This is a genomic window from Pseudoalteromonas sp. SG44-5, from assembly GCF_014164175.1.
Classification (GTDB): domain Bacteria; phylum Pseudomonadota; class Gammaproteobacteria; order Enterobacterales; family Alteromonadaceae; genus Pseudoalteromonas; species Pseudoalteromonas nigrifaciens.
Genome location: NZ_JACJES010000001.1, coordinates 477,789 through 504,178, shown reverse-complemented (window position 1 = coordinate 504,178; position 26,390 = coordinate 477,789). Strand labels below are relative to the sequence as shown.

Annotated in this window: 26 protein-coding genes and 1 pseudogene; 13 read left to right on the top strand and 14 right to left on the bottom strand. The window is 41.5% G+C overall.

Annotated features, from left to right (window positions below; translation table 11 throughout):
• Nucleotides 1-31: 31 nt before the first annotated feature.
• Nucleotides 32-862, bottom strand: a complete 831-nt coding sequence (locus H5079_RS02355; protein ID WP_182683328.1) for a sulfite exporter TauE/SafE family protein — start codon at nucleotides 860-862, stop codon at nucleotides 32-34.
• Nucleotides 863-1,133: 271 nt separating this feature from the next.
• On the opposite strand from H5079_RS02355, the gene H5079_RS02350 reads away from it, so the two are divergent.
• Nucleotides 1,134-2,018 (top strand): LysR family transcriptional regulator, encoded by an 885-nt coding sequence (locus H5079_RS02350; protein ID WP_182676721.1) that lies wholly within the window; start codon nucleotides 1,134-1,136, stop codon nucleotides 2,016-2,018.
• A gap of 263 nt (nucleotides 2,019-2,281) precedes the next feature.
• Here H5079_RS02350 and H5079_RS02345 read toward each other — a convergent pair whose 3' ends face one another.
• From H5079_RS02345 to H5079_RS02335, 3 genes are all read right to left on the bottom strand, one after another.
• Nucleotides 2,282-3,415 carry a diguanylate cyclase gene (locus H5079_RS02345; RefSeq protein WP_182683327.1) on the bottom strand — a complete coding sequence of 378 codons (1,134 nt, stop codon included), beginning with the start codon at nucleotides 3,413-3,415 and terminating at the stop codon, nucleotides 2,282-2,284.
• Between the two features lie 150 nt (nucleotides 3,416-3,565).
• Nucleotides 3,566-3,829 carry a hypothetical protein gene (locus tag H5079_RS02340; protein WP_182683326.1) on the bottom strand — a complete coding sequence of 88 codons (264 nt, stop codon included), beginning with the start codon at nucleotides 3,827-3,829 and terminating at the stop codon, nucleotides 3,566-3,568.
• A 112-nt stretch (nucleotides 3,830-3,941) separates the two neighbouring features.
• Nucleotides 3,942-4,328, bottom strand: a complete 387-nt coding sequence (locus H5079_RS02335) for a hypothetical protein (protein WP_182683342.1) — start codon at nucleotides 4,326-4,328, stop codon at nucleotides 3,942-3,944.
• Nucleotides 4,329-4,496: 168 nt separating this feature from the next.
• Between H5079_RS02335 and H5079_RS18500 the strand changes: the two are divergent.
• Nucleotides 4,497-4,652, top strand: a pseudogene (locus tag H5079_RS18500) (IS110 family transposase); the annotation flags it as partial.
• Between the two features lie 422 nt (nucleotides 4,653-5,074).
• Here the strand turns inward: H5079_RS18500 and H5079_RS02330 are convergent.
• From H5079_RS02330 to H5079_RS02320, 3 genes are all read right to left on the bottom strand, one after another.
• The gene (locus tag H5079_RS02330) at nucleotides 5,075-5,356 is read right to left on the bottom strand and encodes a hypothetical protein (protein WP_182683325.1); all 282 of its coding nucleotides are present in this window, start codon (nucleotides 5,354-5,356) and stop codon (nucleotides 5,075-5,077) included.
• A 95-nt stretch (nucleotides 5,357-5,451) separates the two neighbouring features.
• Nucleotides 5,452-5,805 (bottom strand): hypothetical protein, encoded by a 354-nt coding sequence (locus tag H5079_RS02325; protein WP_182683324.1) that lies wholly within the window; start codon nucleotides 5,803-5,805, stop codon nucleotides 5,452-5,454.
• Between the two features lie 138 nt (nucleotides 5,806-5,943).
• Nucleotides 5,944-6,363, bottom strand: coding sequence for a hypothetical protein (locus H5079_RS02320; protein WP_169061463.1), 420 nt, complete (start codon nucleotides 6,361-6,363; stop codon nucleotides 5,944-5,946).
• Between the two features lie 183 nt (nucleotides 6,364-6,546).
• Between H5079_RS02320 and H5079_RS02315 the strand changes: the two genes are divergently transcribed.
• Together H5079_RS02315 and H5079_RS02310 are read left to right on the top strand one after the other, a co-directional pair.
• Entirely contained in the window at nucleotides 6,547-7,491 is a 945-nt protein-coding gene (locus tag H5079_RS02315; protein WP_182683323.1) for a TIR domain-containing protein, read from the top strand.
• Nucleotides 7,492-7,744: 253 nt separating this feature from the next.
• On the top strand, nucleotides 7,745-8,707 hold the full coding sequence (locus H5079_RS02310; protein ID WP_182683322.1) for an integron integrase: 963 nt from the start codon (nucleotides 7,745-7,747) through the stop codon (nucleotides 8,705-8,707).
• Between the two features lie 74 nt (nucleotides 8,708-8,781).
• On the opposite strand, the gene H5079_RS02305 is transcribed toward H5079_RS02310, so the two are convergent.
• From H5079_RS02305 to H5079_RS02275, 7 genes are all read right to left on the bottom strand, one after another.
• Nucleotides 8,782-9,552, bottom strand: coding sequence for an SDR family oxidoreductase (locus H5079_RS02305; RefSeq protein ID WP_182683321.1), 771 nt, complete (start codon nucleotides 9,550-9,552; stop codon nucleotides 8,782-8,784).
• Nucleotides 9,553-9,561: 9 nt separating this feature from the next.
• Nucleotides 9,562-10,452, bottom strand: coding sequence for a 3-hydroxyisobutyrate dehydrogenase (mmsB, locus tag H5079_RS02300; protein ID WP_182683320.1), 891 nt, complete (start codon nucleotides 10,450-10,452; stop codon nucleotides 9,562-9,564).
• Nucleotides 10,453-10,456: 4 nt separating this feature from the next.
• Nucleotides 10,457-11,599 (bottom strand): enoyl-CoA hydratase/isomerase family protein, encoded by a 1,143-nt coding sequence (locus H5079_RS02295; RefSeq protein ID WP_011328138.1) that lies wholly within the window; start codon nucleotides 11,597-11,599, stop codon nucleotides 10,457-10,459.
• Complete coding sequence (locus H5079_RS02290; protein WP_011328137.1) at nucleotides 11,599-12,396, bottom strand: enoyl-CoA hydratase; 798 nt, start codon at nucleotides 12,394-12,396, stop codon at nucleotides 11,599-11,601. The genes H5079_RS02295 and H5079_RS02290 overlap by 1 nt, the downstream gene beginning before the upstream one ends.
• A 10-nt stretch (nucleotides 12,397-12,406) precedes the next feature.
• Nucleotides 12,407-13,564, bottom strand: coding sequence for an acyl-CoA dehydrogenase family protein (locus H5079_RS02285; RefSeq protein ID WP_011328136.1), 1,158 nt, complete (start codon nucleotides 13,562-13,564; stop codon nucleotides 12,407-12,409).
• Between the two features lie 125 nt (nucleotides 13,565-13,689).
• Complete coding sequence (locus H5079_RS02280; RefSeq protein WP_011328135.1) at nucleotides 13,690-15,180, bottom strand: CoA-acylating methylmalonate-semialdehyde dehydrogenase; 1,491 nt, start codon at nucleotides 15,178-15,180, stop codon at nucleotides 13,690-13,692.
• 84 nt (nucleotides 15,181-15,264) lie between these two features.
• Complete coding sequence (locus tag H5079_RS02275) at nucleotides 15,265-16,446, bottom strand: acetyl-CoA C-acyltransferase (protein WP_011328134.1); 1,182 nt, start codon at nucleotides 16,444-16,446, stop codon at nucleotides 15,265-15,267.
• Nucleotides 16,447-16,776: 330 nt separating this feature from the next.
• On the opposite strand from H5079_RS02275, the gene H5079_RS02270 reads away from it, so the two are divergent.
• The 9 genes from H5079_RS02270 (at nucleotide 16,777) to H5079_RS02230 (ending at nucleotide 26,388) form a co-directional block, all read left to right on the top strand.
• On the top strand, nucleotides 16,777-17,211 hold the full coding sequence (locus H5079_RS02270; protein ID WP_182683319.1) for a MerR family DNA-binding transcriptional regulator: 435 nt from the start codon (nucleotides 16,777-16,779) through the stop codon (nucleotides 17,209-17,211).
• A 39-nt stretch (nucleotides 17,212-17,250) separates the two neighbouring features.
• Nucleotides 17,251-18,426, top strand: coding sequence for an isovaleryl-CoA dehydrogenase (locus tag H5079_RS02265; protein WP_011328132.1), 1,176 nt, complete (start codon nucleotides 17,251-17,253; stop codon nucleotides 18,424-18,426).
• 10 nt (nucleotides 18,427-18,436) lie between these two features.
• On the top strand, nucleotides 18,437-20,044 hold the full coding sequence (locus H5079_RS02260) for a carboxyl transferase domain-containing protein (protein ID WP_182683318.1): 1,608 nt from the start codon (nucleotides 18,437-18,439) through the stop codon (nucleotides 20,042-20,044).
• A gap of 12 nt (nucleotides 20,045-20,056) precedes the next feature.
• Nucleotides 20,057-20,827, top strand: coding sequence for an enoyl-CoA hydratase/isomerase family protein (locus H5079_RS02255; RefSeq protein ID WP_011328130.1), 771 nt, complete (start codon nucleotides 20,057-20,059; stop codon nucleotides 20,825-20,827).
• An 8-nt stretch (nucleotides 20,828-20,835) separates the two neighbouring features.
• Nucleotides 20,836-22,839, top strand: coding sequence for an acetyl/propionyl/methylcrotonyl-CoA carboxylase subunit alpha (locus H5079_RS02250; protein ID WP_182683317.1), 2,004 nt, complete (start codon nucleotides 20,836-20,838; stop codon nucleotides 22,837-22,839).
• Nucleotides 22,839-23,735 (top strand): hydroxymethylglutaryl-CoA lyase, encoded by an 897-nt coding sequence (locus H5079_RS02245; RefSeq protein WP_179806576.1) that lies wholly within the window; start codon nucleotides 22,839-22,841, stop codon nucleotides 23,733-23,735. Before H5079_RS02250 ends, H5079_RS02245 begins: the two co-directional genes overlap by 1 nt.
• An 88-nt stretch (nucleotides 23,736-23,823) precedes the next feature.
• Complete coding sequence (locus tag H5079_RS02240; RefSeq protein WP_011328127.1) at nucleotides 23,824-24,522, top strand: CoA transferase subunit A; 699 nt, start codon at nucleotides 23,824-23,826, stop codon at nucleotides 24,520-24,522.
• A 17-nt stretch (nucleotides 24,523-24,539) separates the two neighbouring features.
• Entirely contained in the window at nucleotides 24,540-25,196 is a 657-nt protein-coding gene (locus H5079_RS02235; RefSeq protein WP_011328126.1) for a 3-oxoacid CoA-transferase subunit B, read from the top strand.
• 298 nt (nucleotides 25,197-25,494) lie between these two features.
• Nucleotides 25,495-26,388: a LysR substrate-binding domain-containing protein gene (locus tag H5079_RS02230; protein WP_089368239.1), complete on the top strand. Its 894-nt coding sequence runs from the start codon at nucleotides 25,495-25,497 to the stop codon at nucleotides 26,386-26,388.
• Nucleotides 26,389-26,390: the final 2 nt, after the last annotated feature.

The following is a 26,390-nucleotide window of genomic DNA, read 5'->3' as shown; positions in this document are numbered from 1 at the left end:
TTTTTAAACAAACAATAACTAAATTAAAAACCTATAAAAACACTTGCCCTAACATGCGTAAACCAGTAATTAATAGTACACAAGCAAATATCTTTTTCAGTTTACCTGCATCTAGTTTTGCAGCTAACGACGCGCCTACAGGCGCAAACAGTACGGTTAGCGGTACAATACATGCAAAGCCAAATAAGTTAACCAAACCAAACGTACCCGCTGGCGCATCAATTGGCGTACTGCCCAATATCAACATAGTTAGCGCACCAGGCAATGAAATAATTAACCCAATTGCTGCAGCTGTACCAACGGCCTTATGAGCAGGATAGTTATATAAAGTAAGTAATGGCACCGAAATAGTGCCGCCACCAATTCCCACCATAGAGCTTAAAAAGCCAATAAATGCGCCCATAACACTTTGCCCTACTGTACCTGGCAGTTTTTGATACAACGCCGACTTGCCCGTTCTAAACAGCATATTAAGTGCAGATAACAGCGCTATTGCCCCAAACAATACCGTAAGCAACTTGCCATCAACCCGAGTAACTAACCAGCTACCCAGCAATACACCTATAAGAATAAATGCAGCCCAACGTTTTAAAAGGTCAAAGTCCACATTGCCTTTTTTATTGTGAGACCTAATTGAACTAATAGATGTAGGCACTATGGTTGCCAAAGACGTGGCTGTTGCAATTAACATTGCAGACTCGGGCGATACCCCAAAGCTCTGAAACAAAAAAAACAACACAGGCACAATTACAATTCCACCGCCCACACCGAGTAAGCCTGCTAAAATACCAGCAAATACGCCTGTGGCTACCAGTGCCAACAAAGTAGATATATTACTTGTTATAAATTCAATGATATTCATTAATTATTACTTCTATTTTTAATCACAACAAAGACCTTTCAGTCAATTTACGAGGTAATTACAGCCCCTGCTTTTAGGTTTTTAAATAAAACAATTACGTTAGCATGCTCTACAAACTCAGCTCTCGCTAAGTTTAATATAACGCTTTGTTATAATTAATTATTCCCACCATAATAGTAAATAAACTTGTTTGCTTGATAAAATGATATAATTTCATCCACCAATGAATATCAGTCATCATTAAAGCTAAATTATAGATAGGAGTTAACTTGTGCTGGAAAGGATCCACTTAGAAATACTAACCGCCATAAAAGAACATGGAACCCTAACTAAGGCAGCAAATTCGTTGTACTTATCGCAATCGGCACTCAGTCACAGTATTAAAAAACTAGAAGGCCAAGTTGGTACGCCAATATGGAAAAAAGACGGTCGAAATTTGCGCCTTACAGCGGCTGGTGAGCATATTCAAACACTGGCAAACAGAGTATTACCGCAATTTGTACACACTGAGTTATTACTAAATCAAATTGCCAAAGGTGAACTAGGCTCGCTACGTATTGGCATGGAGTGCCATCCTTGTTACCAATGGTTGCTTAGAGTAATTGAGCCCTATTTAGAGCACTGGCCAGACATAGACATTGACGTAAAGCAGGAGTTTCAGTTTGGCGCCTTAGGTGCATTACTAAGCTACGAAATTGACGTACTAATAACTCCCGATCCACTCTTTAAACCTAAAATAAGCTACATACCTGTGTTTAACTACGAACACAGACTCGTAGTTGCTAAATCCCATAAACTTGCAACACAAGAGTTTGTATTACCCGAGCAACTAAGCGAAGAAGTATTGTTTAGTTACCCTGTAGAGCCGCTAAGGCTTGATATTTTTAGCCAGTTTCTTAATCCAGCAAAGTGCTCAGTAAAAAAACACAAAACCATTGAAACAACCGAAATCATGCTACAAATGGTCGCTGCGGGTCGCGGCATTTGTGCTTTACCAGGCTGGCTAATAGACGAGTATTCTAAAACAATGCCTATCAAAAGCCTAAGGTTTGGGGAGCAAGGTATTAACAAACAAATTTTTGTCGGTATTCGTAACAACGAGCAGCATATAGACTACTTAAATGACTTTATTGCCCAAGCAAAAAAAACAACATAACCAAATTAAATGCACAGTGTGGGCCCATTGGCGCGCTATCCTACCCGCATGTTTAGTACAAACCAGCTGTGCAGGCTGGGGTTTTGTTAATAGCTGATTGAATTCACCACAGTGCCTTTTGAGTAACAAAGGCAAAGGCAAAGGCAAAAGTAAACCACATAACAGCATTATTAGCTTACTTGCATTTAAATAGATAAGGAACGTATTTAGGTTAAGAAAAGGACAGGCAAATATTTTATGCCTGTCCTTTTATTTTTCATTTATTAAGAGTGAATACAGTAGCGATTTCGTCCTGCAGATTTTGCTTGATAGAGCGCGTGGTCAGCTTTATCAATAAGCTCTCTGAGTATTAAGTTATCCGCTGGGGCGACTATTGCCATACCCAAACTAATGGTCACAAAAGGACTCACTGTAGAATACTTGTGTTCAATTTCAAGAGCCTCGACAATGCTAACCAGCTTTTTCGCCATTTTTTCGGCCTCAGCTTCACTAGTATTTGTTAACATCACAATAAACTCTTCTCCACCATACCTAGCAATAAGATCTGAGTTCTTTAGTAGCGCGTTTTTCACCCCTTTTGCTACTTGTTCGATCACATTATCTCCCTGTAAATGGCCATAGTTATCGTTATATAACTTAAAGAAATCAATATCTATCATCACAATGGCTACTTTTTGCTTTAATTCCACAGCTTTTTCAAAAAAACGATTACTTTCTTCTTCAAAATGCCGACGATTCGATAGTTTTGTCAAACTATCTGTATTACTAAGTTCTTGAAGCCGACTCGCCAAACGTTTATTTTCAATAACACTTTTCAAGCTATCAATAATAGTTTTGTTAATGTTTTTGTACAGTGACAAGATATTAATCCCAAAAAATATGTATATTAATGCCATAAAAAATAATGTATCTCCCATATCATTAAACATAAATGTAAAAATTATTATTGGAACAATAAAGCAGGAGAAAAATGCATAAAAAGATTGTTTATGAACCGTAAGCGTAATAAAACCAGAGGCCATTAAAACAACAACGAAAGCTGCAAAAAGCAACATCCACTGCTCAGAAAGATGATAAAACGAATAGACGTAGAAAGTAGACCAAAGCAGTCCATTTAATGCAGCAGCGATCAGGGCATTACGATTAACCGCGTTGATTTGGCTTGCAATTTTATAATCATCCTGCACTTTAATCTTCAAGTAAACTGAGTACCGAAAAGTGAGAAAAGCCAGAAAAATGACCAGCCAAAATATCGGTATAATTGAAGAGTCGTGATACATCAACACGCCAAACCAGCCAGTGGCAACCACAGCCTGCAGCGGAGTCGTTGTGCGCATTTGTTGGTAAAACAGTCGATTTTGATCGACACTTAATTTAGTCTCTTCATTAATGCTCATATATATCTTAACCGCTATTAAATAAATCTACGGTAATAGGTCACAACTTAATAGTGACAGCTCTACCCCTAGGCCCATAAAACATCATAGGATACCGCAATAGCGTCTAGTTATATTTGCTAAACTGCGCATGCCCTTTTGATGACCTTGTTATTTTTTGGTGAAATTAGCTTTCAATTTTCGCAAAAAATCATTATTTATAACAAGCAGCCCTGCTGATTGTTTGAAGACTTTTGCTAACATTTTGTGAGTGTCAAAAAGATCACTATCGTGGTGCCCTCGAACCTGCTTGATAAATTTAATGTGATCTTGTTGAGCCTGGGTGTGGGTCATCTCTACGATAGAATCATAGTGCTGAGGTTGCACGGCACAACCTAATAAAATTAAGATAAGAGAAATAGACAGTTTTTTCATACTACAAAAAATCCTTTTACTGTAAAAAAACCAAACAACTTGTTAAGCAGATAAATATTGTTGCTTTAAATCGCTCAGCAATAACCAACTGTTTTTATTTCATTTAAGCGACTTATGTGCGCTCTTTAACTAGGGAAATATACTTACTTTCGCATTCAGAAAAAAGCGTGTACGAATTCATACTATTACCGTAATTTTGAATTGTTAACGTATCACCTTGCTGCAACGCACTTACTTCAATTTTTGAATTACCGGCCGATTCTGAAGCATACAAGCCAGAGAATACAATGTGTTGCCCTCTTTTCTTATAACTGCCTTTCGCAGAGCGAGCATTTGTTGTAACTTTGTACATAAGTTGATTATCTTCTTGTGATAACCCAACCACCAAGTTACATAATACTGGCTCCACACTTTTGTAGTAAACAAAACGTGATTTCGGTGATTCAGAACACCCTGAAATAACAGTGAAACAAATGAGTAAATAAAACAACTTTTTCAAATTACCTCCTAGCACATCCCATACACACTGCTGTGTACGCCCGACATGGGCATCAACTTATAACGTGAATGCCCTCTGAAGGAAGATCACCGTTTAAATAACATACTGTTATTTAACGATAACCACCAGCGAATGGCAAGAGCTAAATAGTGAGAAATAGACCGAAGGAAACCGCATAACAGCATTATTAGATCACAGGCATTTAAATGGATAAGGATCGTGTTTAAGTGTTGAAAAACGAATACACCCTACGATGAATCAACGTATTTAGCAGCATTAAAACGCAGAGGCTCACCACTTTTAAAATTTGCAATTAATAGCTAAATTTTACTAGTCGTCCACCTCAGAGCGTGTTGTTATGTTTACTTCCATGGGATCCAAGATTTTGGAGCATAACCAGTAAGCGCAACTTTTAAGAATAACAGGAAACAATATGGAGCCGATATCATACCTATAATTGATCTGAAATCGAGATTAGAAAAATTACCATAGCCTCTTTCAAAAAAATCGATAAACATTATTCCGAATGCGATAATCGCACATAGAACAAATACTATCGCTAAACAACGTATGACTATACTAACTTTTTCACCATTCCATGGTGCATCCATGATATTGCTCCGTAAACATAACGCCTGCCTAAGCGGCGATTAACAATGGGTTAAAATTATTGAGCGCAGCGACAATAACCCATTGTTAATTGTCCGAGCGAGCTTGTGAGCGAATTGAGGCTCTTGTTATATTTATTATTTAGCCACTTTATTAGCTTGAACTAAATAAGACAATGCTGCAGCGTAGGTGCAAAAAAACACTATAAAAGCTAAACCTACAATAACTTGACCCAGCAAATTGTTACCAAAGCCTGACAGAAAAATAATATAAATAGACGGTGGAAATGAAATAACTGAGAAATGAGTTTTTTTTTCTGAGTTAATGAATAGACCTGAAACTACAGGTACGAATTGAATAATTATTGGTATAAGCATTAAACCAACAATAAAAATATCTAACTTTAAATTACCACTCACGACAGCTTCCTAATTTGAAATAAATATAACGCCTAAATAACAGGCTAAGTAATGGTTGGCTAAAATTGTGTAGCGCAGCGAAACGTAGCCAACTGTTACGTGTCCTTGTTGATTTTCTTGTTATATACCCGTTGATACACAGCTACAGCCTGTTTTGCAGAACTACTCTTAGTTAACAGATAGTTGACTATAAATATTAAAGGAAGGAGTAGCAAGAAAACTAAGTCGCTGGCATCACTTTTAGAAACAGATGACCAAACGGGAAGACTAAAATTACCACTTAATAATAATGTAGAAATGAAAAAGTTTTTTAGGTATCCGTCAGTTTCTTTGTAAATATTAAAGTTTCGGAAAAAGAATAAAGCGGCAACCAAAGCAATTAGACTTGAAACGGCAACCTTTTCGTAGTTTCCATTAGCTAACATTGCAGCTAAAAAACCAGGGTACATTGCTAAGACGGCACAAGGCAGCGCAATTATGTTTATCGGCTTAATGATGCACCTCAACTTCCTTTTAGGGTATATAACGCTTCGAATATGCGGCGCGCGCTGTTTGCGCGTCGGCCATGATTTGTTTGTTATGTGTGCTTACGCAAAATGACATAGGTTTGCCGCTTTTATGTAAGGTGCTAATTTGATTATTGCCTGTGCATCTTTATACCAAACTATGTAGGTATAATCCCACTCTTCTGTAATTACACAATCGAGGTCTGGAATTACAATTTTTGAGAATTCCGAAGCGTCCTTGTTCATAGACTCTTTGTAGCTTGAAAGTGCAGTACTAATATTGTTAATAGTTACTAATTCCTCTTTAGCACAAACCGCTTCCTGAAGAATATAATCCTGACTGAGTAGAACTAAGAGCTGATTAAACCTTTGCCATTCATTCTCAGTAACTTCGTCCAGTTTGTGTGAATCTTTCTCGCCCAACCAATCAGCCCAAAGAGATACAAACTCCTTTTTGAAATCAGATTTCACTTCCCAGTCTTCAAAGTATTGGTGATACATCACATTCCTTGAGCACATAACGCCCCACTAAGAGGCAAAAAATTGTTGGTTAAAATAAGCGAGGCACGAGAAAAAACCAACTGTTTTTTGTCCTGCTTAAGTGGCTTGTTATAAGCCTTTTACAAGGTTAATATAAACCAATGAAACAAGCTAGTTGTCTGATTTAATTAATAAAGGTCGAAAATGTCTGATTTAACCACTAAAGAACGTAGAAAACTAGAAACTTTTTTTGAAATGAGTGGTGGTTATTTTTTAGATTTTTCTAATAATTCTTTAGCGCAATTTATTGCAGAATCTGTAGATATAGAGCTTTATTCAGATAAATACGAAATTGGTTCAGGTTCAAAAGCGAATAGAATGCGCGCTATATGGGATTTAGAATCTAATCAATTAGTTGGTAAATTAATTCGTGAGATAATTGAAGATGATGACGATAAACATTTACTATACCCATACAACAAAAATAGGAATCAGGAATTAAAAAGTCATTGTTTACAGATTGCTATGAGGTTAGAAAACACTAGTTTTCCTGTAGCTCCCTCCCCAACAAAACAACCAAACATTATAAATACCCAAGTTCACAACGCTCCAGTTATGCATCCATCCGCTGCAGGGGTATTTAAAGCAGTGTCGCAACATTTCCCTCAAGAGAATCCAGTTTACAACACGCCTATTACACCCCAGAAGAATAAGGTGTTTATTGTTCATGGTCATGATGATTTGGCAAAAGAACAATTAGCTCGATTTGTAAGTCAAATAGGGCTTGAGCCAATAATATTGCATGAGCAAGCTAGTTCAAGTAAAACGATAATTGAAAAAATTGAAAAGTATGCTGGTGAAGTATGTTTTGCCATTGTTTTATATACACCCTGTGATCAAGGCTCTAAGGCTGGGTTAACTGAGCTATCACCAAGAGCTCGTCAAAATGTAATTTTTGAACATGGGTATTTCATAGGGAAACTAGGTAGAGAAAACGTAACTGCAATAGTTAAAGGAAATATCGAAAAACCAAACGATATTAGTGGAGTTGTTTACGAAAATTTTGATGCTGCTGGAGCATGGAAGTTCAAATTAGCAAAAGAAATGAAAGAGTCAGGCTGTGAAATAGATATGAACAGAATTATTTAAACATACGCCAAACCTATCAGGGCTTATAACAGCTTATTGAACACCACTTTGGGGGTTTATAACACCCCAAAACGGCGTATATTACATGGCTCAATAGTTCCACTAAATAACTACAATGTAAACAAGTAATTACGTATGTTATAAAATCACCGTTGTTAAAATACCCCAAAACGACTTTTAATAATGTTATTGGACAAAATACAAGTAACTGTCTATATATACAGTATCAGACTTAAATAATTAAATATCATTTATGAAATCTCTCTTTCTAACCATGATTAAAGATCATATGTATAGCAAGCGTTATGCAAAGAGCACTATTGAAGCTTATTTGTTTTGGATAGCTGCCTATATCCGCTTTAATAATATGCAACACCCAAGCTTTATGGGGGATACTCAAGTGGAATTATATTTAAATCATTTAGTAAACTCGCAAAATGTAGCGCAAGGCACACAAGCCCAGGCATTGAATGCGCTAAGTTTTCTATATAAAGAAATAATTAAAAGTCCTCTCTCATTATCATTAGATTTTGTAAAAAGTGAACGCCCTAGGAAATTACCCGTTGTGCTTACACAAACAGAAGTTTCAGCGTTATTTAAACACTGTATTACAAAGCATTATTTAGCGTGTGCACTACTTTATGGTAGCGGTATGCGGTTAATGGAGGTACTACGTTTGCGGATACAAGATATTGACTTTGATTATAACTGTGTTCGAATTTGGGATGGTAAAGGGGGCAAAAATCGTGTTGTAACGCTTGCAGGAGAACTGATACCACAAATACGAACACAAATTCAATTAGTCGATAATTATTTACAATTGGATCTAAATAACCCGCTGTTTTGTGGCGTGTATATGCCGCATTTATTACGTAAAAAATATCCAAATCATAACAAACAGCTGGGTTGGCAATATTTATTTCCATCTTATAAACTCAGTATTGATCCTGAGAGTAAACAGCTAAGGCGCCATCATATTGATGAAAAGCAATTACAGCGCGCTGTAAAAAAAGCGGCTTTTAATGCACACATTAATAAACACGTTACGCCACATACTTTGCGCCACTCATTCGCTACGCACTTACTGCAAAGCGGCGCTGATATACGCACAGTACAAACACAACTTGGGCACAGCGATATTCGTACAACACAAATTTATACCCATGTTTTACAGCAAGGTGCTAATGGTGTTATTAGCCCTTTTTCAAGATTATAAACGTCTCTATTTAAAACAAAAAAGCACAACCCACAAGAATTATGCTTTTTTAATTAATCTTAAATCTGAGTATGTTACAAACGAATGCCGCCGTCTATTTCTACTACGCGACCGGTAAAAAAGTCGTTTTCGATAATATATTGTGCGGTATGGGCTATTTCTGCAGTTTCACCTAAACGCCCTACTGGAGTTACGCTAAGCATGCGCTCTTTAGCTTCTGGTTTCATTACGTCGGTCATTGCGGTGCTTATAACACCTGGTGCAATTGCGCCTACGCGAATACCAAAACGGCCAAGCTCTTTAGCCCATGTAGTAGTAAGCGCTACAACGCCTGCTTTTGAAGCAGCGTAGTTTGTTTGCCCTATGTTTCCGGCGCGCGCTACGCTCGACATATTTACAATAACGCCACCTTTGCCCGACTCAATCATATGGCTGGCAGCTTCTCGGCCTGCCAAAAACACGCCAGTAAGGTTTACGTCTATTACTGATTGAAATTGCTCAAGCGACATTTTTTTAACTACTTTGCCGTCTTTTGCTTTAATAAACATGCCATCGCGTAAAATACCGGCGTTGTTGATCAATACACCAATATGGCCAAAGTCGCTATTAATGGTGTTAAATACCGCTTCCATTTCGCTCTCGTTGGTAACGTTGGCAGCGTAGCCTTGAATACGCGTAGTTACGCCGTCAAGTTGACTTAATTGCTCGGTTGCTATGTTAAGTGCATCTTGCGCCATATCGATTAGGGCAATGTTTGCGCCCATTTTTGCAAACTTTTGCGCCATGGCAAAACCCAAGCCTTGTGCGCCACCGGTTATTACTACCGTGTTATTTTTAATTTCCACGCGTTACCCCTACTTCGAAAATAATTTAAATATGGCACTAAAATCTTCAGTACCCGCACCTTGGTGCTGCAATGTAGCGTATAAGTCGTTGGCCATTGAACCCATTGGCGTGGCTGATTTACTTTGTTTTGCTGCTTCCATTGCCAAGCCTAGATCTTTCGCCATTAGATCGACCATAAAGCCTGGTTTGTATTCGTTACTTGCAGGAGCCGACTCCATTACACCCGGACACGGGTTATATAATTCTAACGTCCAGTTACGCCCTGAGCTTGCGGTCATTATGTCGCTAAGCACTTTAGGGTCTAGGCCATTATTTATACCCATTTGTAGTGCTTCGCTGGTGCCTGCCATTAAAATGCTCAACAGCATGTTATTACATATTTTTGCAACTTGCCCTGCGCCAATGTCGCCTGCATGAAAAATATTTTTGCCCATATCAACCAGCACAGCATTGGCTTTGTCGAACGCGGCTTTATCGCCGCCTACAATAAAGGTAAGTGTGCCGGCGGTTGCGCCTGCAACGCCACCCGATACCGGTGCATCTACAAAGCTAATACCTTGCTGTGCTAACTCTTTACCAACCACGCGCGCCGATTCGGCATCTATGGTTGAGCAATCAATAACTAAGGTGGTTTTGCTTAAGCTGTTAATTAGCCCCTTTTCGCCCAAATAAAGCGCTTTAACATGCTTGCCAGCAGGCAACATGCTAATAAGTATGTCTACGTTGTTGGCACATTGCGTTGCATCTGCGGCTGCGTTTGCACCTTTGCTTTTTAGCTCGTTAACTGTATTTTGGTTTAAGTCGAACACACTTACTGTGTGCCCTGCTTTAATAAGGTTTGCCGCCATGGGCCCACCCATGTTGCCTAAACCAATAAATCCTATATTGAGTTTGCTCATAGCTTTAGCCTTGTTGTAATTGTTTAAGTGGGTGGTTATTGCCATAGCGATCTTCAAAAAAGCTATCTACCACTGAGCTTGGCACGTCGCTGAGTGTTTTGTATTGCCAGTTTGGCGCACCGTCTTTGTCGATTAACAATGCACGTACACCTTCTTGAAACTCACCCACTTCGCCGGCACGTACCGACATACCTAGCTCCATTCTAAAACACTCAGCAAGGCTTTTGCCTTTACTGGTTTTTAATTGGCGGCTTACTAACGCACAACTTAGCGGACAACCATGCTTAAGCGATTTTTGCGCCTTTAGTAGCCATTTGTCGTCTGTGTTTAAGTTTAAAATATAGTCAACCTGTTGTTGTAGCGTAGTAAACTCAGCGAGTTCTTGAATGGTTGCCAAATTTGCTTTGATATTACCTTTAGGTAAACGCCCTGATTGCTGATCTAAATCAGTTAACAGCGTAGTAAGTTTTTCGTGATTTAAGCTGGCCGTTTTACCCCACTTAATGCTGAGTAAACCCGCTAAAAGTGCATCGTATTTGTCTGCTTTTACATAGTGATCGGCAAGGGCAACAAAACGGGCATCGTCGCAATTTATAGACGCTGACGTAAGCCCTAAAAATAATCCAACACTGTGAGGCATTTTATGTAAAAAATAACTGCCGCCAACATCTGGGTATAAGCCAATAGTTTGCTCAGGCATTGCTATACGCGATGTTTCGGTTACTACGCGGTGGCTTGCACCGGCCATTAAGCCTAAACCGCCGCCCATTACAATACCGTTACCCCACACTAATAATGGCTTTTCGTAACAGTGAATTAAATAGTCAAGGCGATACTCTTGCGTAAAAAAATCCTCTACTAAGTCGCTTGCGCTGCCTTGAGCCATAGCGTGGTGCAAACTTACAACATCGCCGCCAGCACAAAAGGCTTTGTCGCCTGCGCCTTTTAATACCACCATGGCAATACTGCTGTCTTGCGCCCAAGCTTTTAGTTGCGGCTCTAATAGTTTGATCATTTCAAAATTAAGGGCGTTTAACGACTTTGGTGCATTTAGCGTAGCAAACGCTATTAAAGCACCGTTTGACGCGGTTGCCGTTTCGAATACGACTGCGTCATCTGCATGATTTAATAATGTTAAGCCGCTCATTAGCCGTTCACCCAATTTGCACGACGCTTTTCTAAAAAGGCACTTACACCTTCTTGCTGATCTTCGGTGTCAAATAAGGCCACAAATAACTCACGTTCTAGCGGTAAAATGCTCGCCATAGGCTGATGACGCCCTTTTTGAATCAATGTTTTACATGCTGCAACCGAAGACGGACTTTGATCGGCCACTTGGTTAGCTAGTTTAAGTGCTGCAGCAAAGCTTTCGCCTTGTGGAACAACTTCTTCAATTAAGCCAATTTGCAGTGCTTTGTCGGCTTTTAAGCGCTCGCCACATAAAATCATGCGTTTTGCCCAGCCTTCGCCTACTAACCATGCTAGGTTTTGTGTACCACCAGCACACGGTAGTAAACCTACTTTAGCTTCAGGAAGGGCCATTTGTGCTTGCTCTTCAGCAATACGAATATCACACGCGAGTGCTACTTCTAAACCACCGCCCATGGCATAGCCATTAATAGCCGCAACCGACACGCCTCTAAAGTTACTAAGTGCTTCAAATGCTTCGCCAAATACGCGCGACATTTCGGCGGCTACGCCTTTATCGCCACCGGCAAACAAGTTTAAGTCGGCACCGGCACTAAAAAACTTTTCGCCTTCGCCGGTAAGCACTAGTGCATAAATATTTTTATTTTTGTTTAGCTTATTAACGGTGTTTTTTAAGGCAATTAATGTGTCTTTGGTCCAGGTATTTGCTGGCGGGTTTGACATAGTTAATATGGCTACATGACCTTCGGTCGTTAATTCAATGCTAGGATTAGACTTAGTATTTGACTCTGACATAAATAACTCCTTATAAAACTTCGCTGGCTGACTCTGCTAAAATACGACGCGCTATAATAACGCGCATAATTTCGTTAGTGCCTTCTAAAATTTGGTGTACACGTACATCACGTACATGGCGCTCTAATGGGTATTCTTTAATATAACCATAGCCACCATGAATTTGCAGGGCGTCGTTACATACGGTAAAGCCCACATCGGTTGCAAAACGTTTTGCCATAGCACAATACGTGGTTTTTTCGCTGTCGTTATTATCAAGCTTAAACGCAGCCAGCCTTACCATTTGGCGCGCGGCTACAAGCTCGGTGTTCATATCGGCAATTTTAAACTGCAGCGCTTGAAACGCGGCCAGTGGTTTACCAAACTGAGTACGTTCTTTTAAATATTCGCGGGCCGTATTAAGCGCCGCTTGCGCCGTGCCAATTGAACAGGTTGCAATATTAATGCGCCCACCATCAAGGCCTTGCATAGCAAATTTAAAACCTTCGCCTTCTGCACCTAATAAGTTATGCGCCGGAATACGCACATCTTCAAAACTAATTAAGCGTGTAGGTTGTGCGTTCCAGCCCATTTTTTCTTCGGCTTTACCGTATTCAACACCTTTAGCGTCGGCAGGTACTATAAAGGCCGAAATACCTTTAGGGCCATCGCATCCGGTGCGCGCCATAACGACTAATACTTCGGTTTCGCCCGCGCCCGAAATAAACATTTTTGAGCCGTTAATTACGTATTCGTCGCCATCGCGTACTGCTTTAGTTTTTAGCGATGCGGCGTCTGAACCTGAGCCTGGCTCGGTTAAACAATACGATGCCAGTAAATCACCAGTAACCAGTTGTTCGCAGTATTTGTCTTTAGCGGCGTCAGTACCAAAGCTTGCTACCATCCAAGTGGCCATATTATGTATGGTTAACATGGCTGTTGTTGCGGTACAGCCCATAGCAAGTTGTTCAAAAATAATGCTTGAATCTAAGCGCGATAAGCCAAGGCCACCGGCTTCTTCTGGCGTGTAAAGGCCACAAAAACCTAGTTCGCCTGCAGCTTTAATCGTGTCTTTAGGAAAAATATGTTCGCGGTCCCACTTAGCAGCGTAAGGTGCGAGTTCTGAGTCAGCAAACTGACGTGCTGTTTGAGCAAATGCTTGCTGATCATCTGATAAATTAAAGTCCATATAGACCTCTTCAATTAGTTATGTGTTGTCTAGGTGATTAGTGAAGAGCAACGAAGGTAATAGGAGTTACCTTCGTGCCCTTCTTTATTATTAATTATGCTTTTTAAACTATTTATTATGAGTAATTACTTTAAGTTAATGCTCATATTTGGACCCGACGCTATGTCGTCTTCAAACCAACGTGAAGTAATGGTTTTAGTTTCGGTATAAAAACGAATACCTTGCTTACCGTAAGTGTGAGTGTCGCCATAAAACGAGCCTTTCCAACCAGTAAACGAAAAGAACGGCAGTGGCACCGGAATTGGCACGTTAATACCTACTTGGCCTACTTCAATTTCGTGTTGGAACTTACGTGCAACTGCGCCGCTTGAGGTAAACAGCGATGTGCCGTTACCGTATGGGCTGTCGTTTATTAGCGCAATGGCTTCATCTAATGTATCTACAAACATACACGCCAGTACGGGACCAAAAATTTCTTCTTTATATAAGTCCATGTCTTTAGTTACATCGGTAAACAAGGTTGGGCCTACCCAGTTACCTTGCTCGTAGCCTTCAACCGTAAAGTTTGAGCCGTCAATTAAACATTTAGCACCTTGCTCTTTACCACCGGCAATAAGCGATAAAATACGTGCTTTGGCAGCCGGTGACGTTTGCGGGCCATACGCTGCACCAGCATCATCCCATACGCCTGGGCGTACACCTTCAAAACCTGCTTTAATTTCATCAACCCAGTCTTTTGCTTGGCCAACAAATACCGCAACCGAAATACCCATACAACGCTGACCAGCGGCACCAACCGACGCGCCAACTAAGTTATTTACCACATGCGATTTGCTGGCATCAGGCATAATAACCATGTGGTTTTTAGCACCCACACACGCTTGTACGCGTTTAAGATTTGCTGTGCCTTTTGAATAAATATAAGCGCCAACGCCACACGAGCCAACAAACGAAATAGCGCGTACTGCTTTGTCCTCTAGTATGCGATCTACTTGTGGTTTTGTACCATGTACTACTTGTAACACGCCTTTTGGCGCGCCAGCTTCCATAAATAACTCAGCTAAGCGCATTGGCGTAAGTGGATCTTGCTCAGACGGTTTTAAAATAAAGGTGTTACCACACACAATTGCCAGCGGAAACATCCATAATGGGATCATTGCCGGAAAGTTAAAAGGCGTAATACCCGCACACACACCTAAGGGTTGCATGTAAGAATAAGTATCGATTTTACGCGCTACGTTTTCCATGGTTTCGCCCATCATTAATGACGGTGCGTTAGCCGCTTGCTCAACTACTTCAATACCACGCCATACATCGCCTTTAGCGTCTTCAAAGGTTTTACCCAGCTCATGACAAATAATAGTGGCAAGCTCATCGTGGTGCTCTTTTAATAGCGCAGCGTATTTCATCATAATGCGCGCACGTTCAGTAATTGGCACATCTTTCCACGTTTTAAACGTTTCTGAAGCCGAGGCAATAGCTGCATCCATTTCTGCGTCTGTGGTGCAAGGTACTTGGGCTAGCACTTCTTGGTTGGCTGGGTTTATTACGTCAATAAGTTCTTTTGAGCTTGATTGAATAAATTCGCCGTTAATCAGTAGTGGTACTTGGTGCATAATTAAATCCTGTTTTATAAGAGTGTTAGTGCAGCTTTATTATTATAATTAGCGCTGCATTGATTATTATTTTGTGATGAAAAATTAAAGTGTTTCTACTGCCATGGCCACGGCTTCACCGCCACCAATACATAAAGACGCTACGCCTTTTTTAAGGCCACGATTTTTAAGTGCATGAATAAGCGTTACTAAAATACGTGCGCCGCTTGCACCAATTGGATGGCCCAATGCACATGCACCGCCGTTTACGTTTACTTTGTTTTCATCTAGTTTAAGCTCGTTAATAGCAAGCATAGTAACCATGGCAAACGCTTCGTTAATTTCCCACAGGTCAACATCGGCTGTAGTCCAACCGGCTTTTTCTAGTACCTTGTTCATTGCGCCCACTGGCGCTACTGTAAATTCGCTTGGTTTTTGAGAATGCGTGCTGTGCGCTACAATTTTACAAAGCGGGGTTAAGCCCTGCTCTTTGGCTTTTGACTCGCTCATTAAAATAAGTGCTGCGCCACCGTCTGAAATTGACGATGAGTTAGCGGCTGTAATAGTGCCGTCTTTTTTAAATGCAGCACGTAGGCTCGGAATTTTTTCTGGGCGGGCATTACCTGGTTGCTCGTCAATGGCAACGGTAACGTCGCCTTTGCGTGTTTGCATAGTGTGCGGTGCAACTTCGTTATTAAAGCTGCCGTTTTCAATTGCGGCTTTTGCTTTGGTAAGCGAGCTTAGTGCAAAGTTATCCATTTGTTCACGGCCTATACCGTATTCATCGGCGGTGTCTTGTGCAAAACAACCCATAGCTTTGTTGTCGTAAGCATCTTCAAGGCCATCGCTCATCATGTGATCTTTAATTTCGCCATGCCCCATGCGCATGCCGCCGCGAGCTTTGGGAATAAAGTACGGTGCATTACTCATACTTTCCATGCCACCAGCCACTGCTGAGTTTATAGAGCCCGCTTTAATTAGATCATGTGCCAACATTGCCGCTTTTAAGCCAGAGCCACACACTTTATTTATAGTGGTAGCGCCCGTGCTAAGTGCTAGGCCTGCTTTTAACATTGCTTGACGAGCAGGCGCTTGGCCTACACCAGCAGGTAATACACAGCCCATAATTACTTCATCAATAGCATCTGTGCTTAGGCCTGTTTCTGCCAATGCACTAGCAATAGCGGTTGCCCCCAGCTCAGTTGATTGCGCATCATTGAGTGCGCCCATAAATCCACCCATAGGGGTGCGTTTTGCTGCTACAATAACAACGGCTTCAGTAGTCATAAAAAGGCTCCATTTAGTAATTGGCACCGTGCAATTTAATGCGCTGAACCAAACAATTTATTTATAATCTGTTTACGAGCATACATAATATTTACGTTTACGCCAACGTAAATCTAAAATCAACTTTTAGTTGACTGTAAAAACTGTAAACTTATTTGTATTATGTTTCATTACACTTCAGTAAAAACGCCTACGCAGGCTTTAAAGCCTAACTTTAATGAAAGTTTACTCGCCATTTTCATTAGTCTAAAGTATTACACAAACATCTCGCTTTACCTTTACGTAAACTTCACTTATATTGGAGTTATTCGAATGAGGTAAAACACTATTATGAAACCAGATAATCAATCAAACTTTGCAACGTCGGCCACTGTGCCTGCCAATAACGAACAAACTTTTAGTATTAGCGAACTCGCAAAGGAGTTTGACATTACCACCCGCTCTATCCGCTTTTATGAAGACCAAGGGCTTGTTACGCCAAGTAGAAATGGCCAAACCCGTATTTACTCTAAACGCGATAAAGTACGCTTAAAATTAATTTTACGTGGTAAACGCTTAGGTTTTACGCTAGCAGAAACAGGACGTTTGTTTGAACTTTACGACGCCGACAAATCAAGTGCTAAGCAGCTGGTAACTATGCTGGACCTTATTAGCGAGAAAAAAGCCGACCTATCACAACAAATGGACGACATTAAAGTTGTTCTTATGGAATTGGTAACAGCCGAGCGCCGTTGCCGCGACACACTTAATAAAATAGATGAGTAATACGCGGTATTAACTTAATCAATCACACAGGAATGAATCATGAGCACTATTTCACTATATAAAGAAATGAACTTTGGCCTTGGCGAAACCGCCGATATGATCCGCGGACATGTAAACAGCTTTGCCAGCCAAGAAATTGCCCCACTAGCCGAAAAAACTGACCTTGATAACGCTTTCCCAAATCAACTTTGGCCACAAATGGGCGAAATGGGTTTATTGGGAATGACAGTAGCTGAAGAATTTGGCGGTGCTGGTTTAGGTTATTTAGAGCATGTTATTGCCATGGAAGAAATTAGCCGTGCAAGTGCTTCTATTGGCCTAAGCTATGGTGCGCATTCAAACCTGTGTGTAAACCAAATTAATCGTAACGGCACGCAAGCCCAAAAAGAAAAATACTTGCCTAAGCTTATTAGCGGTGAGCACATTGGTGCCCTTGCTATGAGCGAGCCAAATGCGGGTTCAGACGTAGTTTCAATGAAACTTAAAGCCGAGAAAAAAGGTGATAAGTACATTTTAAACGGTAATAAAATGTGGATCACCAATGGTCCAGATGCGCATACTTTAGTTATTTACGCTAAAACCGATTTAACTGCCGGCGCAAAAGGTATTACTGCATTTATTGTAGAGAGCGACTTTCCTGGTTTTTCAACCGCGCAAAAGCTCGACAAACTTGGTATGCGTGGCTCAAATACCTGTGAACTGGTATTTGAAAACTGCGAAGTACCCGAAGAAAACATTTTAGGTAACTTAAACGAAGGCGTTAAGGTATTAATGAGCGGCCTAGACTACGAGCGCGTAGTACTTGCAGCAGGCCCACTGGGTATTATGCAAGCGTGTATGGATATTGTTGTACCTTATATTCATGAGCGCAAACAGTTTGATACGCCTATTGGTCAGTTTCAGTTAATTCAAGGTAAAGTAGCCGACATGTATACGCAAATGAACGCCGCACGCTCGTATGTATATACAGTGGCTCGCTCGTGTGATCGCGGTGAAACCACCCGTAAAGATGCTGCCGGTGCTATTTTATATGCAGCAGAGCTGGCAACTAAAATGGCGCTAGATGCCATTCAAATTTTAGGTGGCAATGGTTATATAAATGAATACGCAACGGGCCGCCTACTACGTGACGCCAAATTATATGAAATTGGTGCAGGTACCTCAGAAATACGCCGTATGCTAATTGGCCGCGAACTTTTCACTGAAAGCCGTTAAGGATTAAATAATGACGATTTTAACATCGAGCGTTAATCCTCACGATCCAACGTTTGTACAAAACTATAAAAATATGTCGGCGTTGGTAGATGATTTACGTAATAAAGTGGCAACCATTAGCCAAGGTGGCGGCGCTGCATTAAAAGAGCGCCACGAAGGCCGCGGTAAATTATTTGTACGTGACCGTATTAGCACTTTAATTGACGAAGGTTCGCCATTTTTAGAAATTTCGCAATTTGCCGCCTTTGGTGTTTACGAGCAAGAAATTGCGTGTGCCGGTGTAGTAGCAGGTATTGGCCGTGTTAAAGGTGTTGAATGCATGATTATTGCAAACGATGCCACGGTTAAAGGCGGTACTTACTTTCCGCTAACGGTTAAAAAGCATTTACGCGCGCAAGATATTGCTGATCGTTGCCATTTACCTTGCATTTATTTAGTTGATTCGGGCGGTGCAAACTTGCCAGAGCAAGATGATGTATTTCCCGATAAGCTGCATTTTGGCCGTATATTTTACAACCAAGCCCGTATGTCGGGTAAAGGTATTCCACAAATTGCTGTGGTTATGGGTTTATGTACCGCAGGCGGTGCCTATGTACCGGCCATGGCCGATGAAAGCATAATTGTAAAAGATCAAGGCACTATATTTTTAGCGGGTCCGCCTCTTGTTAAAGCTGCAACCGGTGAAGTAGTAACCGCCGAAGAGCTTGGTGGTGCCGACGTGCACTGTAAAACATCGGGGGTTGCCGATCATTACGCGCAAAATGACGAACATGCGTTGTCGATTGCGCGCCAATGTATAGCGCGTATTAATTACACCCGCCCTACTGCGCCGTTGCTAGAGGAAGTTAAACCACCTCGTTATGATATTAACGAGCTTTACGGCATTGTTGGCACCGATCTTAAAAAGCCATTTGATGTACGCGAAGTAATAGCGCGCACAGTTGATGACTCATCGTTTGACGAATTTAAACGCTACTTTGGCGAAACCCTAGTAACGGGGTTTGCGAGTATTTATGGCCACCCAGTGGGCATAGTCGCTAACAACGGTATTTTGTTTAGTGAGTCGGCGCAAAAAGGCGCGCACTTTATTCAGCTATGTACGCAGCGCAACATTCCTTTAGTATTTTTACAAAACGTAACCGGCTTTATGGTAGGTAAAAAATACGAAGCCGAAGGTATAGCTAAACACGGCGCTAAAATGGTTATGGCGGTATCGTGTGCCGATGTGCCTAAATTTACCGTACTGATTGGTGGCTCATATGGCGCAGGCAACTACGGCATGTGTGGCCGTGCATTTGAACCTACCATGATGTGGATGTGGCCCAATGCGCGTATTTCTGTAATGGGCGGCGAGCAAGCAGCCGGTGTAATGACGCAAGTTAAGCAAGACGGTTTAGCCCGTAAAGGCCAAAGCATGAACGAGCAAGAAGTAAGTGACTTTAAACAGCCAATTATTGATCAGTACGAAGAGCAAGGACATCCGTATTATGCCAGCGCCCGCTTATGGGATGACGGCATTATTGATCCTGCCGACACACGTAGCGTTTTAGGACTTGCCTTAAGTGCCGCTAGTAATGCACCAGTGCAAGAGTCGAAATTTGGCGTATTTAGAATGTAATCGGAGCGTAAAATGTCAGTTACTCTACAAATAACAAAATCAAATGTGGCGGTACTCGTTTTAAGCCGCCCCGAAAAACGCAATGCATTTAACAGCGAAGTCATTCAAGAGCTTATAAAATGTATTGAACATGCTAATACGCTCGATATTCGCGCCTTGGTGTTAAAAACTGAGGGCAAACATTTTTCAGCCGGTGCCGATTTAGCCTGGATGAAATCGATGGCAGATAACAATGTTAACGATAATTTAGCCGATTCAATGCAGTTAGCTAAATTAATGCAAGTGTTAGCAACAAGCCCGCACCCTACTATTTGTGCCGTGCAAGGTGCTGCGTTTGGTGGCGCTTTAGGTTTAATTGCCTGTTGCGACATTGCAATATGCCAAGACAATGCACAATTTTGCCTAAGCGAAGTAAAGCTGGGGCTTATTCCTGCGGTTATTAGCCCTTATGTAATTAAAGCCATTGGTGAGCGTGCAGCGCGTAGATACTTTTTAACTGCTGAGGTGTTTGATGCGCATACCGCTAAGCAACTTGGGTTAATTCATCAAGTAACCGGTAATTTAGAATGTGCGCTCGACGCTATGCTGCAAACATTGATTGATAATGGCCCGGTTGCAGTAAAAGCGGCAAAAGCACTTATTAACGATGTAGCAAATAAAGAAATAACTGATGAGCTAATTGAGCTTACCGCTCATCGTATTGCCAAAATTCGTGTATCGGATGAAGGCCAAGAAGGCTTAAGCGCTTTTTTTGACAAACGTCCACCACAATGGCAACTGTAGGATTAATTATGAACGTAAATAAATTACAAAAAATACTCATTGCTAACCGTGGTGAAATAGCGTGCAGAATAATGCGCAGTGCTAAATTAATGGGCTTAACCACAGTTGCTGTGTATTCAGACGCTGATAAACACGCGCAGCATGTAAAAATGGCTGACGAAGCCTACCACATTGGCCCAGCGCCAAGTAAAGACTCGTATTTAGTTGCCGATAAAATACTGCAAGTAGCAAAAGACAGCGGCGCAGATTGTATTCACCCTGGTTATGGGTTTTTGTCTGAAAACAGCACGTTTGCCAACGCATGTGAAGCAAATAATATTGTATTTGTTGGACCACCAGCAAGCAGCATTGAAGCTATGGGCTCTAAAACGCGTGCTAAAGAAATTATGGCCGCGGCTAATGTGCCATTAGTACCTGGTTATTATGGCGACAAGCAAGATCCTGCTTTTTTACAAGCAGAGGCCGAAAAAATTGGCTACCCGGTACTGATCAAAGCAGCATTTGGTGGCGGTGGTAAAGGCATGCGCGTGGTAAATAATGCTAATGAATTTATTAGCGCACTTGAAGGCGCACAGCGTGAAGCCGTTGCTGGTTTTGGTAATGACCTTGTATTGCTAGAGCGTTACGTTAACCAACCACGCCACGTAGAAGTACAAGTGTTTGCCGATAACCACGGTAACTGTGTTTATTTAGGCGATCGTGACTGCTCGTTGCAACGTCGTCATCAAAAAGTAATTGAAGAAGCCCCTGCCCCGGGTTTATCAGACGAGTTGCGCAAAGAAATGGGTGAAGCCGCGGTGCGTTGCGCTCTTGCAATAAACTATCGCGGTGCAGGTACAGTTGAGTTTTTACTGTGTGGCGATGAGTTCTTCTTTATGGAAATGAACACGCGTCTGCAAGTAGAGCACCCGGTTACCGAAATGGTTACTGGTGTTGACTTAGTTACGTGGCAAATTAATATTGCCGGCGGGCAAACACTGCCATTCAAACAAGCTGATATTAAATTGCAAGGCCACAGCTTTGAAGCGCGTATTTACGCTGAAGACCCTGCTAATGAGTTTATTCCGTGCTCAGGCACAATTGAAGCACTTTATACTCCGCTAAACAGTGAGTTTGTGCGCATTGATACTGGCATTGCAGCCGGCGACGAAATTAGCCCATATTACGACCCCATGATAGCCAAGTTAATTGTGCATGATGATAATCGCGAACAAGCGCTGAGCCGTTTACAACACGCGCTTGAGCAATTTCACTTAGCGGGCTTTAGTACTAACATTGGCTTTTTACATAACTTAGCTGTGCACCCTAGCTTTAAACAAGGCGCGCCTAGCACTCACTTTATTGCCGAGCAAGGCGATTCGTTAGTGGCGGTTGATCAATCTCTTCGCCAAGCAAGCCAGCTTATTGCAGCCTTTACTTATTTAGAGCAGCTAGTTAGCACTCAAGAAGCGCCAAATACAAGCCCTTGGCAACAACTCAGTGGCTTTGCTCTAAATGCACCGCAAAGCGTTAAAATTGCGTTTGTTGATTTAACCCTTAATGCGGTTAAAACGAATAATGGCTACAGTATTACCCATAATGAGCACGTATTTAATGTTCAAGGCAGTTTAAATAATGGCCTTTGTAGTGTATTTGTAAACGGCGAAAAACACACAGCCCACGTAAGTCGCGTTAATAACGTGATCACCGTAATGCACAAAGCACTACAAACTCGCCTAGAGCTAGTAAATAAGCACTATATTAGCGATCACCAAAGTGATGCCCTGCCTTTAGCTGCGCCACTTAATGGTACTGTAGTAAAACACTTAGTTGAGCTGGGCAGTAGTATTACCAAAGGTGACCCTGTGGTTATTATTGAAGCGATGAAAATGGAATATACGCTCAACGCCCCGCACGATGGTATTTTACAAAGCTATTGTTTTGCCGAAGGTGAACTGGTAAGCCATGGCGCGTTACTGGCTATAGTTGAAGATACGACAGTTGCAAGTGACCCTGCTGAGGGAGGCGCATAATGAGCGTTTTTCCGCAAAAAGTACGTATTGTTGAAGTAGGCGCGCGCGATGGCCTACAAAACGAAAAAGCAGTAACCACTGCCGACAAAGTAGCGCTTATTAACGCGCTTGCTGCTGCGGGTTTAAAAGACATTGAAGCCGGTGCGTTTGTATCCCCTAAATGGGTGCCGCAAATGGCAGACTCAGCTGATGTGATATCAGCTCTTGATTTGCCCGATGTAAACTTAAGTGCGTTAACCCCTAACTTAAAAGGCGCACAAGCTGCGCATGCCGCTGGAATTAAAGAATTTGCCATATTTACAGCGGCTAGCGAATCGTTTTGTCAAAAAAACATTAACTGCAGTATTGAGCAAAGTATTGAGCGTTTTAGCGACGTTATGGAGTTTGCCAAAGCGCATAACATTAAAGTACGCGGCTATGTAAGTTGTGTTTTAGGTTGCCCGTATGAAGGCGAAATAGACCCTCAAGCTGTACTTTATGTTAGCCAAAAGCTACTCGCACTAGGCTGTTATGAAATAAGCCTTGGCGATACCATAGGTGTAGGCACAGCTAAAAAGGTAACTGAGTTACTTACTTTGCTATTACAGCACATTGATAAGTCGCAGCTTGCAGTGCATTTTCATGACACTTACGGCCAAGCGCTCACAAATATTTACGCGGCACTAAACTTAGGTATAGCAACGGTTGACGCGGCAGTAGCAGGCCTTGGTGGTTGCCCTTACGCTAAAGGGGCGTCAGGAAATGTTGCCACCGAAGATGTAGTTTACTTACTGCAAGGGCTTGGCATTGAGCACGCAATTGATTTACAAAGGCTCAGTGATGCAGGATGGCAAATAACAAAAGCGCTTGGCAAACAACCCGTAAGTAAAGTGTCGATTGCATTGCATGCTAAATAACATCCCCAATAATTTTTATACAAAGTATTTATAAACTAACTATCATATAGTTAGTTAAACAATTTAAGCACACAATGAGGAGTGACTCATGGCCGGATTTGATAAGGTAGTTTCTAGTTACGAAGCTGCAATGGCAGGATTAAAAGACGGCGATACCGTAATTGCCGGTGGTTTTGGTTTATGTGGTATTCCTGAGGGCTTAATTAAACAAATTAAGCAAATGAAAACCAAAGAGCTCACCGTGGTGTCTAATAACTGCGGTGTTGATGACTTTGGTTTGGGCATTTTATTACAAGACAAACAAATTAAAAAAGTAATTGCCTCATACGTTGGCGAAAATGCCCTATTTGAGCAACAGTTACTCAGTGGCGAAATTGACGTAGAGCTTACACCACAAGGCACTTTGGCAGAAAAAATGCGTGCTGGTGGTGCAGGTATTCCGGCGTTTTACACCGCAACAGGTTACGGTACGCCCGTTGCCGAAGGTAAAGATGTAAAAGAATTTAATGGTCGCCCTTATATTTTAGAAGAGTCGATAACCGGTGAATTTGCTATTGTTAAAGCATGGAAAGCCGACCGTTACGGAAATTTAGTGTTTCGCCACACTGCAATGAACTTTAACCCACTTGCCGCAACTGCTGGTAAAATTACGGTAGCCGAAGTAGAAGAAATTGTAGAGCCGGGTGAACTTGAGCCAAGCCAAATTCATACCCCTGGCATTTATGTAAACCGCGTTATTAAAGGCAACTTTGAAAAACGCATTGAGCGTGTTACTACACGAGATTAAGCAGGAGTATTAATATTATGGCATTATCACGTGAACAAGTTGCAATGCGCGTTGCACAAGAGCTAAAAGATGGCTATTACGTTAATTTAGGCATAGGAATTCCGACACTCGTCGCAAACTATGTTCCAGACGATATTGAAGTTATGTTACAGTCCGAAAATGGCTTGTTAGGCATGGGACCATACCCAACTAAAGCAGAGCTAGACGCCGATATGATTAACGCGGGTAAAGAAACCGTGACAGCTGCAAAAGGTGCAGCCATATTTAATAGTGCAGATAGTTTTGCCATGATACGCGGTGGTCATGTAGACTTAACAGTTCTGGGTGCTTTTGAGGTAGATCAAAACGGTAGCATAGCGTCGTGGATGATCCCTAAAAAGCTAATTAAAGGCATGGGCGGCGCAATGGACTTGGTTGCAGGCGCGCAAAACATTATTGTTACCATGACCCACGCCAGTAAGCATGGCGACTCAAAGCTATTAGAGGCCTGCACATTACCGCTTACCGGCGTTAATTGCGTAAAAAAAATAGTTACAGATTTAGCCGTACTAGAAGTTAAAGACGGCGCATTTCATCTGTTAGAGCGCGCTCCGGGCGTATCTGTAGATGAAATTATTAGTAAAACAGCAGGTAAATTACTTGTTGACGGTGAAGTACCTGAAATGGTGTTTTAAGCCCTAGGTTTAAACTTTACCTTGTACCGACCTCATTCCCAGTGCCAATGGCGCTGAGTTACCCAAAATCCCTCTAACGAGGGATTTTTTTTGCCTATTTTTCTAAGTTTTATTATTATTTTAAGAAGCTGAAATTTAGCGCTAACTTGTAACTCCCCTGCACCACCTTGTTACCTTGTTGCACCATTATTGTGAACTTAATGCAGTAAAAGTTTCAACCTTCTGATATTATTAATTTTAATAATTGGTTCAGTTATTGCCTTATATAGGCGACTCAAACAACTTTATATTGGAAAACATGCAAACTCCTATACGTGGTCTTCGCTCATTTTGCTTCGCGGCACGAAGTTTAAGCTTTAAGCATGCAGCAAATGAGCTGTATTTAACGCCTTCGGCTGTAAGCCATCAAATTAAACAACTAGAAGAACAACTTGGCATTGAGCTTTTTGTGCGTAAAACCCGCTCGATTAGTTTAACTGCAGCTGGAAAGGACTTTTTTGAAGCTATATCGCCAATAGTTAGTACGCTTGAGAGCACAATTAATGAATTTAGCCAAATGCAGCAAAATACAAATTTAACGATTACCTTGCCTGAGTTTTTTGCAAGCGAGTTGCTAATGCCTAGATTGCGCGAATGGACGTCGGCGCACCCTAATATTAATTTACAAATGGATACGCTTAAAACCCGTAAAGAGCTAACCCGACATAGCGACTTATCAATAGTGCTGTCCTCGAATAAGCCAACCGAAGGCGTTGTAACAGAGCTGTTTAACTTAGAGTATATACCTGCTTGCAATAAAAATTTGTTAGCACAATGGAAGGATGATCATTGTAAAGCCCTTAATCAAGTGCCGCTTATATTACACAAAGCACGCCCTTGGGCATGGCATCAGTGGGCCGAGAAAGCTGGAATAGTTGACTTTTCACCAACCCAAATTATACAAATTGACAGCATGTTTGGTGTAGCACGAGCAGCGCAGCAAGGTATGGGTATTGCGCTTATTCCTCTGCCTATAAGCCAAAGCTGGCTAGACGAACTCTGGTTATATAAACTATTCGAGCGCCCGCTGACCACTAAAGACAAGTACTATTTAGTGCAACACGAGCCAAGTAATGTAAATCATCCGCTTGATTTATTTGCTAAGTGGGTTATAGCTACTTTTAAAAATACACAAACCAAACCTATAGATTAATT

What these genes read in the sequence shown, in the direction of transcription:
- H5079_RS02310 (WP_182683322.1), top strand. Translation starts at nt 7,745, where the DNA reads ATGAAATCTCTCTTTCTAACCATGATTAAAGATCATATGTATAGCAAG.
- H5079_RS02235 (WP_011328126.1), top strand. Translation starts at nt 24,540, where the DNA reads ATGGCATTATCACGTGAACAAGTTGCAATGCGCGTTGCACAAGAGCTA.
- H5079_RS02285 (WP_011328136.1), bottom strand. Translation starts at nt 13,564, where the DNA reads ATGGACTTTAATTTATCAGATGATCAGCAAGCATTTGCTCAAACAGCA.
- mmsB (WP_182683320.1), bottom strand. Translation starts at nt 10,452, where the DNA reads ATGAGCAAACTCAATATAGGATTTATTGGTTTAGGCAACATGGGTGGG.
- H5079_RS02270 (WP_182683319.1), top strand. Translation starts at nt 16,777, where the DNA reads ATGAAACCAGATAATCAATCAAACTTTGCAACGTCGGCCACTGTGCCT.
- H5079_RS02295 (WP_011328138.1), bottom strand. Translation starts at nt 11,599, where the DNA reads ATGAGCGGCTTAACATTATTAAATCATGCAGATGACGCAGTCGTATTC.
- H5079_RS02355 (WP_182683328.1), bottom strand. Translation starts at nt 862, where the DNA reads ATGAATATCATTGAATTTATAACAAGTAATATATCTACTTTGTTGGCA.
- H5079_RS02325 (WP_182683324.1), bottom strand. Translation starts at nt 5,805, where the DNA reads ATGTACCCTGGTTTTTTAGCTGCAATGTTAGCTAATGGAAACTACGAA.
- H5079_RS02230 (WP_089368239.1), top strand. Translation starts at nt 25,495, where the DNA reads ATGCAAACTCCTATACGTGGTCTTCGCTCATTTTGCTTCGCGGCACGA.
- H5079_RS02315 (WP_182683323.1), top strand. Translation starts at nt 6,547, where the DNA reads ATGTCTGATTTAACCACTAAAGAACGTAGAAAACTAGAAACTTTTTTT.
- H5079_RS02245 (WP_179806576.1), top strand. Translation starts at nt 22,839, where the DNA reads ATGAGCGTTTTTCCGCAAAAAGTACGTATTGTTGAAGTAGGCGCGCGC.
- H5079_RS02260 (WP_182683318.1), top strand. Translation starts at nt 18,437, where the DNA reads ATGACGATTTTAACATCGAGCGTTAATCCTCACGATCCAACGTTTGTA.
- H5079_RS02290 (WP_011328137.1), bottom strand. Translation starts at nt 12,396, where the DNA reads ATGTCAGAGTCAAATACTAAGTCTAATCCTAGCATTGAATTAACGACC.
- H5079_RS02280 (WP_011328135.1), bottom strand. Translation starts at nt 15,180, where the DNA reads ATGCACCAAGTACCACTACTGATTAACGGCGAATTTATTCAATCAAGC.
- H5079_RS02275 (WP_011328134.1), bottom strand. Translation starts at nt 16,446, where the DNA reads ATGACTACTGAAGCCGTTGTTATTGTAGCAGCAAAACGCACCCCTATG.
- H5079_RS02265 (WP_011328132.1), top strand. Translation starts at nt 17,251, where the DNA reads ATGAGCACTATTTCACTATATAAAGAAATGAACTTTGGCCTTGGCGAA.
- H5079_RS02240 (WP_011328127.1), top strand. Translation starts at nt 23,824, where the DNA reads ATGGCCGGATTTGATAAGGTAGTTTCTAGTTACGAAGCTGCAATGGCA.
- H5079_RS02320 (WP_169061463.1), bottom strand. Translation starts at nt 6,363, where the DNA reads ATGTATCACCAATACTTTGAAGACTGGGAAGTGAAATCTGATTTCAAA.
- H5079_RS02255 (WP_011328130.1), top strand. Translation starts at nt 20,057, where the DNA reads ATGTCAGTTACTCTACAAATAACAAAATCAAATGTGGCGGTACTCGTT.
- H5079_RS02340 (WP_182683326.1), bottom strand. Translation starts at nt 3,829, where the DNA reads ATGAAAAAACTGTCTATTTCTCTTATCTTAATTTTATTAGGTTGTGCC.
- H5079_RS02345 (WP_182683327.1), bottom strand. Translation starts at nt 3,415, where the DNA reads ATGAGCATTAATGAAGAGACTAAATTAAGTGTCGATCAAAATCGACTG.
- H5079_RS02250 (WP_182683317.1), top strand. Translation starts at nt 20,836, where the DNA reads ATGAACGTAAATAAATTACAAAAAATACTCATTGCTAACCGTGGTGAA.